The 11,409-nt window shown below is 55.7% G+C and carries 11 protein-coding genes; 6 read left to right on the top strand and 5 right to left on the bottom strand.

What is annotated here, in order from left to right; all coding sequences use genetic code 11:
- Positions 1-368: 368 nt before the first annotated feature.
- A complete protein-coding gene (locus ACO6VX_RS05740; protein ID WP_033767119.1) occupies positions 369-665 on the top strand; it encodes a hypothetical protein in 297 nt (98 codons plus the stop codon).
- Between the two features lie 54 nt (positions 666-719).
- On the opposite strand, the gene ACO6VX_RS05735 is transcribed toward ACO6VX_RS05740, so the two are convergent.
- Complete coding sequence (locus tag ACO6VX_RS05735) at positions 720-1,976, bottom strand: mechanosensitive ion channel family protein (protein WP_010245507.1); 1,257 nt, start codon at positions 1,974-1,976, stop codon at positions 720-722.
- Positions 1,977-2,198: 222 nt separating this feature from the next.
- On the opposite strand from ACO6VX_RS05735, the gene ACO6VX_RS05730 reads away from it, so the two are divergent.
- A complete protein-coding gene (locus ACO6VX_RS05730) occupies positions 2,199-3,857 on the top strand; it encodes a methyl-accepting chemotaxis protein (RefSeq protein WP_111533759.1) in 1,659 nt (552 codons plus the stop codon).
- A gap of 67 nt (positions 3,858-3,924) precedes the next feature.
- Here ACO6VX_RS05730 and katE read toward each other — a convergent pair whose 3' ends face one another.
- A complete protein-coding gene (gene katE / locus ACO6VX_RS05725) occupies positions 3,925-6,189 on the bottom strand; it encodes a catalase HPII (protein ID WP_422457884.1) in 2,265 nt (754 codons plus the stop codon).
- Between the two features lie 389 nt (positions 6,190-6,578).
- Between katE and zinT the strand changes: the two genes are divergently transcribed.
- The 3 genes from zinT (at position 6,579) to ACO6VX_RS05710 (ending at position 7,964) form a co-directional block, all read left to right on the top strand.
- The gene (gene zinT, locus ACO6VX_RS05720) at positions 6,579-7,226 is read left to right on the top strand and encodes a metal-binding protein ZinT (RefSeq protein ID WP_187510996.1); all 648 of its coding nucleotides are present in this window, start codon (positions 6,579-6,581) and stop codon (positions 7,224-7,226) included.
- A gap of 140 nt (positions 7,227-7,366) precedes the next feature.
- The gene (locus tag ACO6VX_RS05715) at positions 7,367-7,687 is read left to right on the top strand and encodes a type II toxin-antitoxin system RelE/ParE family toxin (protein ID WP_010245489.1); all 321 of its coding nucleotides are present in this window, start codon (positions 7,367-7,369) and stop codon (positions 7,685-7,687) included.
- On the top strand, positions 7,680-7,964 hold the full coding sequence (locus ACO6VX_RS05710) for a helix-turn-helix domain-containing protein (protein WP_010245485.1): 285 nt from the start codon (positions 7,680-7,682) through the stop codon (positions 7,962-7,964). The genes ACO6VX_RS05715 and ACO6VX_RS05710 overlap by 8 nt, the downstream gene beginning before the upstream one ends.
- A 105-nt stretch (positions 7,965-8,069) precedes the next feature.
- Here ACO6VX_RS05710 and ACO6VX_RS05705 read toward each other — a convergent pair whose 3' ends face one another.
- Positions 8,070-8,435: an MmcQ/YjbR family DNA-binding protein gene (locus ACO6VX_RS05705; protein WP_010245482.1), complete on the bottom strand. Its 366-nt coding sequence runs from the start codon at positions 8,433-8,435 to the stop codon at positions 8,070-8,072.
- A gap of 101 nt (positions 8,436-8,536) precedes the next feature.
- Here ACO6VX_RS05705 and ACO6VX_RS05700 point away from each other — a divergent pair, with 101 nt between their 5' ends.
- The gene (locus tag ACO6VX_RS05700) at positions 8,537-9,547 is read left to right on the top strand and encodes a UV damage endonuclease UvsE (protein ID WP_422457881.1); all 1,011 of its coding nucleotides are present in this window, start codon (positions 8,537-8,539) and stop codon (positions 9,545-9,547) included.
- Here the strand turns inward: ACO6VX_RS05700 and ACO6VX_RS05695 are convergent.
- Positions 9,540-10,403, bottom strand: coding sequence for a glucose 1-dehydrogenase (locus ACO6VX_RS05695; RefSeq protein WP_191921232.1), 864 nt, complete (start codon positions 10,401-10,403; stop codon positions 9,540-9,542). The genes ACO6VX_RS05700 and ACO6VX_RS05695 overlap by 8 nt on opposite strands.
- Before the next feature lie 89 nt (positions 10,404-10,492).
- Positions 10,493-11,341 carry a manganese catalase family protein gene (locus ACO6VX_RS05690; RefSeq protein WP_010670061.1) on the bottom strand — a complete coding sequence of 283 codons (849 nt, stop codon included), beginning with the start codon at positions 11,339-11,341 and terminating at the stop codon, positions 10,493-10,495.
- Between the last annotated feature and the right edge of the window lie 68 nt (positions 11,342-11,409).

The raw sequence follows: 11,409 nt of genomic DNA, 5'->3' as shown, positions 1-11,409 counted from the left end.
CGATGACGCAAGCGTCAAAAAATCTTAAAGCTATCAGCGAGACCAGGAGGCCAGGTGGGCTGGCGCGTCTCTTCAGTCAGAAAGCCGGACTGGTATTCAGCGTGGTGTGGCGGAAAACGGGCCGTGAGACCGCTTCCACGCGGCATACAGAGAGTAATCATAGACTAAGATGTTGCAATCGCAGGGCGGCGGGAGGTGGAGAGGCATTAATTTGCGTTAATTGCTGTGAATCTGCATCCGGCGGGGCGAAAGCAGGAACCAGGCGCAGAAAAGCCTGCCGGATGGCGCCGATTCGCTATAAGCTTATGCGCGATGGCGCAGGTCGCTCCGGATGACCTGCGGCGCTGAACACTTCAGAAGGATGTTACGTGAGGAAAAGAGTTCTGTTAGCCGCGTTGTTGTTGCTGGTCTCCGCCTGTTCTAACCGGGTCGGACACAGGCTGGACAGCAGTAATCTGCAGCAAATTCATGCCGGTCAGACCACTAAAGCCCAGTTGATCGCGCTGTTCGGTCAGCCTGACAGTGAAACGCCTTACCCGGACGGGCAACGGTTGCTGAAGTGGACCTACAGCGAGGCGCGCACCCTGAATACCACCGAAGGGCAGACGCTGACCGTGCAGATGAAAAATGACAAAGTGCTGAACTATGCGCTGAGTAAAAGTTAATGCGCTGAGCAAACGTGAATCACGGCGGCGGCAGATCGCCACCGCGCATTCTGGTTACTGCCCGCCGCTCTGCTGTGCGTCCCGGCTGTCGGGGCGCGGCTGAGCCAGACGGGCAAAATCGGATCCTGCCGGATGCTGATAAATCTGCAGCTCAAAGTGGCGGGCCATCGCGTAGATATACTCAAAAATCGCTGCCTGAGTATTTTCGTAATCGGCCCAGAAAATAGAGGAGGTGAAGCAGTAGATCTCCACCGGCAATCCATCCGGCGACGGTTTCAGCGGTCGCACCACGATATACATCTCTTTCTGAATGTCGTCACGCTGCGCCAGCCAGGCGGTCAGGTATTTACGGAACACCATCAGATTGGTGATACCGTTCTCCATAAACCAGCGGTCGCCCACGGCATTGATATCACGTCCATCCAGCAGCTCAGTGATCGATTCGCCAGCGAGGCGGATCTGGCTCATCGCCTGCAGCATCTCCTGATTCACAAAGGTGATCGACTTCTGATCAAGATAAAAGCTGCGCATGATGCGGCGTGCGCCCGAGGAGAACATCGCCTGCCAGTTGGTGTAGGTCTCGGTCAGGAAGTTCTTGGTCGGGATGCGCGAAATGGTGTTGTCCCAGTTGCGGATGGTGATGGTATGCAGAGCAATATCGATCACTTCACCACTGATATTTCTGTCCGGCATCTCAATCCAGTCGCCCAGTTGCAGCACATCGTTAGAGGAGAGCTGAATATTCGCCACCAGCGACAACAGCGTATGCTGGAAGATCAGCATCAGCACCGCGGCGACCGCACCCAGCGAGGAGATGATAATCGCCGGTGACTTGTTGGACATAATCGCCAGAATCATGATCGCGGCGATAATATGCACCAGAATTTTTCCGATCTGGATATAGCCTTTGATCGAGTGATTCTTGCGTTTTGATTTGCGCGAATAGGAGTTGTTAACAATCTCCAGCACTTCGTTGAAGAAGATCGACAGATAGACAAAAAACAGGATGCCGCAGATGGTCTGAATCGCCACTTTCAGATTTTCAGGCAGGCCCGGCATAAACTGCAGGAAATTGTAGACCACAATCACCGGCACAAAATTTGACAGCTTCTGAGAGAGGCGGACATCTTTATCCAGCGGCACGCCCTTTTTGTGGCTGCTGAAAAAGACCTTCCTGATCACTTTGACGATGAAAAATTTGCAGATCAGGTGAGTGACCATCCCGGCCATAATCAGCAGCAACAGGCTGAAGCTGATCGACAGTACCCTGTTTCCCTCAATAAAACTCATCAGACTCTGAATGTAATGCATGATAACCACGTGCAAAAAAGATAAGGGGCGAATTCAACCACAGCACGGGGACGGTTGTTAAGCGCCGAATGCGTTCAGGCTGAGCCGCACCGCTTTTTTTGCGTAACGGCGCGCTGACAGCACCCTCCATCCTGCGGATTGTTACCTTCTCTGGTGCAACACTCAGATAAACGCCGCGCTGGCCGATAACAGCTTTATCTCCTCTGATATGAGCCTGCGGACATGCTTAAAAATCTTAAAATCACTCACGGTATCGCTGCTGTTCTGGTGGTCTTTGTGGCGTTACTGACCCTGACCGGATTTCTGTTCTATAACGGCGTCTCAAAAGCCGATAAAAACTTCGTGGCGGCAGAGCAGCTTACGCTGCAGCAGCAGCATCTGAGTGACGCGGTAAAAACCCTGATTAAAACCCGCGTCACCATCAACCGCGTGGCAATCCGTTTCCTGAAAAATCAGCAGGATCCAAAATCACTGGCAGCCATGGCTGCGCTGCTGGAGCAGGCTGGAAAGTCTGCTGCTGCTGCCGATGCGGACTTCAAAGCCTGGCAGGCGCTGCCGCGCAAAGAGGGCCAGGGTGAAGCCCAGGCGACGCAGGTGCAGACCGCCTACCAGCAGATGCGTGACACCATGCTGGCCTCCATTACCTTTCTGAAGCAGGGCAACTACGCGGGCTACGGCAACCTTGAAGCACAGGCGGCGCAGGACCAGCTCGACAGTGCCTATGAGGCCTGGCGTGCAGTGAACATCCAGCTGATGAAAGCGTCCTCGGAGCATAACCAGCGTAGCCTGACGGATGCGCTCTGGGCGCTGCTGACTATTGGCCTGATCACCGGCGTGATTGGGGTCGCGGTCTGGATTGGGCTGCAGAAATTGCTGATTGGCCCACTGGGCAGGCTGACCGGCCATATGCGCGCCATTTCAGGCGGCGATCTGACCTCCGATATTCAGCATGAAGGCCGCAATGAGATGGGCCTGCTGATTCAGGAGCTGCAACAGATGCGCGATGCGCTGGTGGTGACCATTACCTCGGTCGATGACGCCACCCGCTCTATCTTTACCGGTGCAGCGGAAATCTCTGCGGGCAGCACCGATCTCTCTTCCCGTACCGAACAGCAGGCTGCCGCGCTGGAACAGACCGCAGCCAGTATGGAGCAGCTCACCTCAACGGTGAAACTCAATGCAGACAATGCGCAGCAGGCGACCACGGTAGCGAAAGAGGCTTCAGCCACGGCCATGCAGGGCGGTGAGACTGTCGCCCGGGTCATCGCCAATATGGATCAGATCAGCGAAAGCTCGAATCAGATTGCCGGTATCATCGCCATTATCGACAGTATCGCCTTCCAGACCAATATTCTGGCGCTGAACGCCGCCGTTGAAGCCGCGCGTGCCGGTGAGCAGGGTCGTGGATTTGCAGTGGTAGCGGGTGAAGTGCGCTCGCTGGCCGGGCGCAGCGCCAGCGCCGCGCAGGAGATCCGGGGACTGATCGACCGCTCAGCCGAGCGAATTAAAACCGGTGCCGGTCATGCTTCTCAGGCGGGCGTCGCGATGGAGAGCATCGTGACGTCGGTGAGTCGTGTCACGCAGCTGATCGAAGAGATTGCGGCCTCCTCGACTGAACAGACCCGTGGCATTGAGCAGGTCTGCAAAGCGGTCTCGGAAATGGATGGTGTGACGCAGCAGAACGCCGCGCTGGTGGAGGAGTCCGCGACTGCCGCCGCCTCACTGGAAGAGCAGGCGAGCTACCTGCGTAAAACGGTATCGGTATTCAAAACCGGCACTCTGCAGGTGGCGTTCTCTGCTGCGCCGGTGGCGAAAGCCCTTGCCGTGCCAAAACTTCAGCCTGCCCGCCTGGCGGACAACGATAACTGGCAGACCTTCTGATAAAAAAAACCGCCCCAAGGGCGGTTTTTTATTTTGTGACGCGGCATGCGGCATCGTGCCGCTGACATCAGGCCGGGACGGACTGTGCCTTCTGGCTGCGCGACCAGACGCGGTGCGCTTTCATCGCCTGAGTGAACTCAGACATCAGCGCGCTCTCCGCCGAGTCGCCCTGCACAATACCTTCTTCCTGATCCACATCCTCCAGACCGAACTGCGCTTTAAAGCGGCGCGCTTCCCCCACCAGACCAATCACCTTGAGGTGCTTGTAGGCTTCCAGCAGGAAGTAACGGGCATCGCCGCTCAGCAGCAGGGCATCGATATTGCCATCCGGCACCATCACCGCATCAAAGGTCAGAGAGGGCAGACCGGCGAACGTCGCATCGACCGGCAGCACTGAACCGTCATCGGCGCGCACCTGGCCCATATGCGGAGCCAGCAGTTTGGCGTGAACACCTACCGCTTTCAGCGCCTGCAAAATCGCCAGCACATCAGCCGCCTTCACACCATCGCTGAGCAGCAGTGCGACCTGGCGACCTTTGATCTCGCCATCCGGAATGGCGTAGAGGCTCAGGCTGTCATCTTTGGTCAGGCCATTCACCGGCGCAGGCGGCTGAATGTTGAGCTGCTCATCCGTCAGAGCGAGTCCCAGGTTATCCGCCACGCCCTGCGCCAGTTTAGTATCGATGCGTGCCAGATGATCCACCACACGCTCACGGATATAAGCACGCGCCACTTTACTCAGTTCAAACGAGTAGGCACCAATGATGTGCTGCTGCTCGACTTCAGTCTGGCTCAGCCAGAACAGGCGCGGCTGCGCATAGTACTCACCAAATGAGGGGCTGCGCTCGCGCACTTTATGGCCCTCAATCCGCTCCTGATAGCTCTCGAAGCCGCCGCCTTCTGCAGCAGGTGGGGTTTCACGCGGCCAGTTATCGTTGATCGAGTTCGGCTCGTAGTTCGCCGGATTGGTGTCGATATCCTGACGATGCATGCCCTGACGCTGGAAGTTATGGTACGGGCAGGTCGGACGGTTGATCGGGATCTCATGGAAGTTCGGTCCGCCCAGACGACTGATCTGCGTATCGGTATAGGAGAACAGACGACCCTGCAGCAGCGGATCGTTGGAGAAATCGAGGCCCGGCACGATATGGCCTGGGTGGAACGCCACCTGCTCGGTTTCAGCAAAGAAGTTGTCCGGGTTACGGTTAAGTACCATCTTGCCGACAATCTCAACCGGCACCAGCGCTTCCGGGATCAGCTTGGTGGCATCCAGAATATCGAAGTCAAATTTGAACTCATCCTCTTCCGGGATCAGCTGCAGGCCCAGTTCATATTCCGGGAAATCCCCCGCTTCAATGGCTTCCCACAGATCGCGGCGATGGAAATCGGGATCGCGACCGGTCAGTTTCTGTGACTCGTCCCACAGCAGCGACGCTTTACCGGCCACCGGCTTCCAGTGGAAACGGACAAAGGTCGCTTTACCTTCTGCGTTAATCAGGCGGAAGGTGTGAATACCAAAACCTTCCATGGTGCGATAGCTGCGCGGAATACCCCGATCAGACATCGCCCAGATAACGTTGTGCATGGTTTCCGGCTGCAGAGAGACGTAATCCCAGAAGGTGTCATGGGCGCTCTGGCCCTGCGGGATTTCGTTATGCGGTTCCGGCTTAACGGCATGCACAAAGTCAGGGAATTTATGCGCATCCTGAATAAAGAACACCGGCGTGTTGTTGCCCACCAGGTCAAAGACACCCTCTTCGGTGTAGAACTTGGCGGCGAAACCGCGAATGTCACGCACGGTATCAGCCGATCCTGCACCGCCCTGAACTGTAGAAAAACGCACGAAAACCGGCGTGGTCTGCTCGGGATCGCTGAGGAACTGCGCTTTGGTCAGATCTTTCAGGGAGCGGTAAGGCTGAAAATAGCCATGTGCGGCTGAGCCACGGGCGTGAACGATACGTTCCGGGATACGCTCATGGTCAAAGTGCGTGATTTTCTCACGCATAATAAAGTCTTCCAGCAGCGTCGGACCGCGCGAACCGGCACGCAGTGAGTTTTGATCGTTGGCGATGCGTGTGCCCTGGTTGGTGGTGAGGGCGCGGTCGGTGCCGTTTTTGCGGCTGGCTTCAAGCTGGTCAAGTTTGGCGTTGTGCGTCTGAGGCGCTTTCAGACTGCCTGGGGCGGTGGGCTGCTTGCCTGGCGGAGTCGGTTCGGCTGGGGGCTGATGCGAACCATCTTTTGGTGCCAGTGAACCCAGACCCGGCTCTGAGGATTCCGGACCGGTGGTCGGGGCGCGCTCGCTCAGGGGTTTCTTCTCTGTTTCTTTCGACATTAATTCATGCTCCAGCTGTTATTTTACTTTCGACGACACTAAATATAGAACAACCTGAACAATACTGAGGTTAAATCGGGCATTTAACTGTGACGACTGTGCCTTTTTTGTCCGCCAGAAATGCGCACTTATCTCTCAATCCGGATTATCGCTTCGCTTATTCATGCCTTGTGCCGTCTGGCTTAACGGCATTCCAGCCCGCGCCTGCTATACGGATAGTGTGCTTTCAGAGGATGCAGAATCTGCCGCCGCAGGAGGCGCTCATTGCCTGATGCAGGGCATTAACCGATTAATAAAATTAATGCTGACGTTCGCCTCTTTCGGTTGAGATTAGAAATGTTATATCATAACATTTCATTTTGTAACGTTGACCGGGGTATCAGACTTTGATGAATCATGCAGGTAAATGGATTGGGCTACTGGGCGCACTGTTAGTCAGCCAGCCGTCGCTGGCACACGGCACGCATGCACATGGAAAACCGCTGTCAGCCCTGGAGCAGAAAGCGGCAGAAGGGGTTTTTGCTGACAGCGATGTGAAAGATCGTCCGCTCGCTGACTGGGATGGCCTGTGGCAGTCGGTTTATCCGCTGCTGCAAAGCGGGGAGCTGGACCCGGTCTGGCAGAAGAAAGCGCAGCAGGATCACAGCAAAACGGCAGAGGAGTATAAAGCGTATTACCGCAAGGGCTACGCCACCGACGTCGATACCATCGGTATTGAAAATGGCGTGATGGAGTTCCACATCGGCGACCAGGTCAGCGCCTGCCACTACCGGTATGCGGGCCACAAAATCCTGACCTATGCCTCAGGTAAAAAAGGGGTGCGCTACCTGTTTGAATGCCAGGACGCGGGCAGCAAAGCGCCGAAATATGTGCAGTTCAGCGACCACACCATCGGGCCGCGTAAATCTGCCCATTTCCATATCTTTATGGGCAACGATTCTCAGCAAGCCCTGCTGGCAGAGATGGATAACTGGCCGACCTATTATCCTTACCAGATGATGGACTCACAGGTCGTGGAGGAGATGCTGCACCACTGAGTGCCGGGCCGGTGTCAGATGCTCCGCGGATCAGAGCTGTTTCGCAAGGATAGCGACTGGATTCATTTCCCCCGTTTGAGGAAATATAGATCCTTGAGTTAAGTTAACTCATGAGTTAACTTAACTCCAACGGAGGATCTATGTTTGAGATAACGATACACAAGGACGCGCTCACTGAAATTAAGGCAATGCCAGAGATGCTCCGGGCTAAGCTGGCCCGGCAAATAGATAAACTGGCTGCCCGTGGAACTGATTTGAGAGAGCCGGATACCAAACCGTTAGGGTCGGGTTTTTTTGAGCTCAGGGCGAAGGCCAATGAGATTGGGCGAGCGGTGTATGTTTACCAGAAAGGCAGACGTATTTTTATCCTGAAAGCTTTTGTGAAAGAGACAAAGAAAACGCCAGCAGCAGTCATGACGGCAGCGGCGCACCGTTTAGAGGAGATGTTAAACGATGAGTAAGAAATCAGTTGCGTGGACGACGGCCCGCAAAGAAATTTTATCTGATCCGGCTGTTCGCGAACATTACGAGGCAGAAGTTCGGGCAGAGCACCTGCGCGAGCAGTTAGCCAAATGGCGGGAAAGCGCCGGAATGACCAGCGCTCAGGTCGCGGAGGCGCTCGGTGTCAGCCCGTCGGCAGTGTCACGCACCGAGCGTCGCGCAGATAAAGCCACAGTTGAAACACTCGCCCGCTATGCCCGTGCCTGTGGCGTTGAAAATCCCCAGATCTCTCTTTGATTGAGAGATGACGGCAGGTGCCAGAACAATGCTGGCCCTGCTATTTATCTTGCCTGCTATCAAGCAAACTTTCTTTCCGGTGCACACGTATCCCCTCCACGGGTTTTATCCCACCCAGGCCGGGCGGCGCGAGGCGGGTATACCCTTAACCACACGCTGATACGAATCCTCAACCAGCTGCTGAATCAAGCCAGGCGAGAGGTCGTCACCGGGATAGGCCGTGATCCAGTGACGTTTATTCATATGATAACCGGCGGTGATCGAGGGATAAATCACCCGGTGCAGCTCCGCCTGCTGCGGTTCGCATTTCAGGGTGATAATCGGCACACCCCGTAGTTCGGTCAGCAGTAAAAACACTTTTCCACACACTTTATAGACCTGATGTTCCGGCCCGAATGGATAGCTGCATTCAGCGGCGGGCAGCCGCTCAGCCGCTTCAATGGCGATGCGCTGGATCTCATGGCCCTGCATAGTGAGTCTCCCTGTAATTATTCAGCCTGAGTCTGCGGCCCGCGACTGGCTGGTCGCCAGGGGCCTGTTACACTTCTGATAAGCATAAATCAGGAGCAGACATGAAATTAGGCTTTGCATGTAAGTATCTCAACAGCGATGGCAAACAGTTTTTCCCGTTTCGCGCCACCACCCGTAAACGGTTTCTGAGTTTATCGCACGATGAACGCAATCAGCTGATCTATGAGATTACCGTCACCAACCTCAACAATCTCTACCTGACGCTTGAGCATCTGGCCACCTTACCTGAGCCACTCAGGATGATGCGTATTGGCAGCGATCTGTTACCGCTCTATACGGTTCCCGAGGCCACGCCACTGTTCACCGAATTTCTGCCCGAACTCTATCCGCTCTTTGCCCGCTGTGGCGAGCTGGCGCGGGCGCATCATATCCGTCTCTCATTCCATCCAGGACAATATACCGTGCTCGCCTCCGATAATCCCGATGTGGTGGTGCGCGCGCTGGAGGATGTGGAGTATCACACGCTCTGCGCCTGTCTGATGGGATATGGCAAGACCTTCCAGGATTTTAAAATCAACATTCATATGAACGGCAAGGCGGGATTCGACGGTTTCAAACGGTCGTTTAATCAGCTCAGCCCGGAAGCGCGGCGGATGCTGACGGTGGAAAATGATGAGATCTCCTGCTCGCTGGATGACGTGCTGCAGGCAGCACCGCTCTGTCCGGTGGTGCTGGATATTCACCATCACTGGGTAAAAGAGAGTGAGTTTATTCAGCCGGATGACGCGCGTGTTGCCAGAGTGATCGATTCGTGGCGCGGCGTGCGGCCGGTGCTGCACTATTCGATTTCGCAGGGGGGGATGATTCCGCAGGAGGGCTGGCCCGATCAGCAGCAGCTGGGCGTGAGCAAAAGCAAGCTGCGGGCGCACTCTGATTACTTCTTTAATCCGACGCTGAATACGTGGGCACTGTCGTTTCAGGATTTCGATATCATGTGCGAAGTGAAAATGAAGAATCTGGCGCGGGAACAACTCTACCAGTGGGGGATAACGCAGAAGCTGATAGCTAATCCCCTGGCCGAAGCGACCAGGGAATCGGCGAACGTTAAATAATGGCCACACCGCCCGTCACGGCGATGGTCGCTCCTGAAATGTAGCTGGCTTCATCACTGGCCAGCATCACATAGGTTGCAGCCAGTTCTGCAGGCTGACCGGCACGCTGCAGCGGCACTTCGCTGCCAAAGTTCTTCACCTGTTCAACCGGCATGGTCGACGGGATCAGTGGCGTCCAGATGGGGCCAGGCGCGACCGCATTGGCACGGATACCTTTTTCAGCTAGTAAGGCTGCCAGGCCGCCAGAGAAATTAACGATGGCTGCTTTGGTGGCGGAGTAGGCGAGCAGCTTCGGTTTCGGCTGGTCAGCATTGATCGAGGCCGTATTAATGATCGATCCACCAGCAGGCATATGCCGTGTTGCCGCTTTAGTGATGTAAAACATCGCGTAAAGGTTGGTCTTCATGGTCCGGTCAAACTCTTCGTCGCTGATCTCATCCAGCGATTCGCGCGTCATCTGATACGCCGCGTTGTTCACCAGAATATTAATCTCACCAAAGGCTTCGACGGCTTTATCGACCAGGGCGTTGCAGTGTGACGCCTCAGTAATATCGCCAGGCACCAGAACCGCTTTCTGTCCCGCTTCTTCAACCAGCCGGGCGGTATCCTGCGCATCCTCATGTTCATCAAGATAGGAGATCAGGACATCGGCCCCTTCCCGGGCAAAGGCAATGGCGACAGCCCGGCCAATGCCGGAATCGCCACCGGTAATAATGGCTTTTTTCCCCGTGAGGCGGCCGGAGCCCTGATAACTCTGCTCGCCGTGATCGGGCTGAGGCTGCATCGCCGCGGTTTTACCCGGTGGCGTTTGTTGCTGTTCGGCAAAAGGGGGTTGCGGGCGTTGAGTCGATGACATGAATATTCCTCCATAAAAATCCGTTAGCGTAAAAAAACCGGTCCGGGTCACACCGCACGGTGTGGCCCGGACCGGCACGCCTGTGTCAGTTAAGGCTTCGGTGACGTAATGCCGTCAATCTGCTCTGACTGCGCACCAGAACCGGGACGCGCATTGCCGAGCAGCGGCTCATCACCCAGAATCTCTGGCTGCTGTTTCGCGCTGAACTGACCATGGCCATCGTAAGCCGGGCCACTGCTCCAGCGACCTTCCGGCAGCGGTTTATCCAGCGAGGTATTCAGACAGTAGTAAGAGTGCTCCTGCGCCTCATGCTCCTGCGGGAAGCTGTTCGGGATCGGCAGCGACGCGTTCAGTCCGCCCATCTCTTCGATCACCGCCAGCCACTGCTGCTGGTGCATGGTGTCACGGGCGATCAGGAAGGAGAGGAAGTCCTTCATGCCCTTGTCTTCCGTCATGTTGTAGAGGCGGGTAGCCAGTACGCGGCCCGTGGCTTCTGCTGTGACGTTAGCCAGCATATCGGCCGCCACGTTGCCGGACGCATAGATATGACTCATATCAAAAGGCATGCCGTTGGCGTTAACCGGCATTGCTGCCAGACCGGAAGAGAGGATATGGCGCGGGTTCATTCCGCCCAGAATCGCATTAACCACCGGATCTTTCGCTGACGCTTCCTGGTAAGAGAGCGGGGCGCCTTCAAGGTTAAGCGCCACGGCGTAGCCCAGCATTTCGATATGGCTCAGCTCTTCGGTAGCGGTCGAGATCAGCAGATCACGAATCCGCACATCACCGCGCGCGCCCATCGCCTGGAAAAAGTATTGCATCGCTACACGAATCTCACCTTCGACGCCGCCGATGGCCTGCTGGAGCAGCATGGCAAATTCTGGATCGGGTTTCTCTACACGAACCGGGAATTGAAGTTTTGATGAATGATGAAACATGATTATTTTCCTCGACTGTGTTTGCAGTGGATGCAGAAAAAGCCTGGACACAGATATCGGATAAATAA

The organism is Pantoea sp. BJFS-204 (genome assembly GCF_049310725.1).
GTDB lineage: Bacteria > Pseudomonadota > Gammaproteobacteria > Enterobacterales > Enterobacteriaceae > Pantoea > Pantoea agglomerans.
The sequence above is the reverse complement of the archived record's forward strand: the minus strand, read 5'-3'. Positions and strand labels throughout refer to the sequence as shown.

Coding starts and splice junctions, on each gene's coding strand:
- ACO6VX_RS05730 (WP_111533759.1), top strand. CDS start 2,199: ATGCTTAAAAATCTTAAAATCACTCACGGTATCGCTGCTGTTCTGGTG.
- ACO6VX_RS05710 (WP_010245485.1), top strand. CDS start 7,680: ATGAGTAAGAAATCAGTTGCGTGGACGACGGCCCGCAAAGAAATTTTA.
- ACO6VX_RS05695 (WP_191921232.1), bottom strand. CDS start 10,403: ATGTCATCGACTCAACGCCCGCAACCCCCTTTTGCCGAACAGCAACAA.
- ACO6VX_RS05705 (WP_010245482.1), bottom strand. CDS start 8,435: ATGCAGGGCCATGAGATCCAGCGCATCGCCATTGAAGCGGCTGAGCGG.
- katE (WP_422457884.1), bottom strand. CDS start 6,189: ATGTCGAAAGAAACAGAGAAGAAACCCCTGAGCGAGCGCGCCCCGACC.
- ACO6VX_RS05700 (WP_422457881.1), top strand. CDS start 8,537: ATGAAATTAGGCTTTGCATGTAAGTATCTCAACAGCGATGGCAAACAG.
- ACO6VX_RS05735 (WP_010245507.1), bottom strand. CDS start 1,976: ATGCATTACATTCAGAGTCTGATGAGTTTTATTGAGGGAAACAGGGTA.
- zinT (WP_187510996.1), top strand. CDS start 6,579: ATGAATCATGCAGGTAAATGGATTGGGCTACTGGGCGCACTGTTAGTC.
- ACO6VX_RS05690 (WP_010670061.1), bottom strand. CDS start 11,341: ATGTTTCATCATTCATCAAAACTTCAATTCCCGGTTCGTGTAGAGAAA.
- ACO6VX_RS05715 (WP_010245489.1), top strand. CDS start 7,367: ATGTTTGAGATAACGATACACAAGGACGCGCTCACTGAAATTAAGGCA.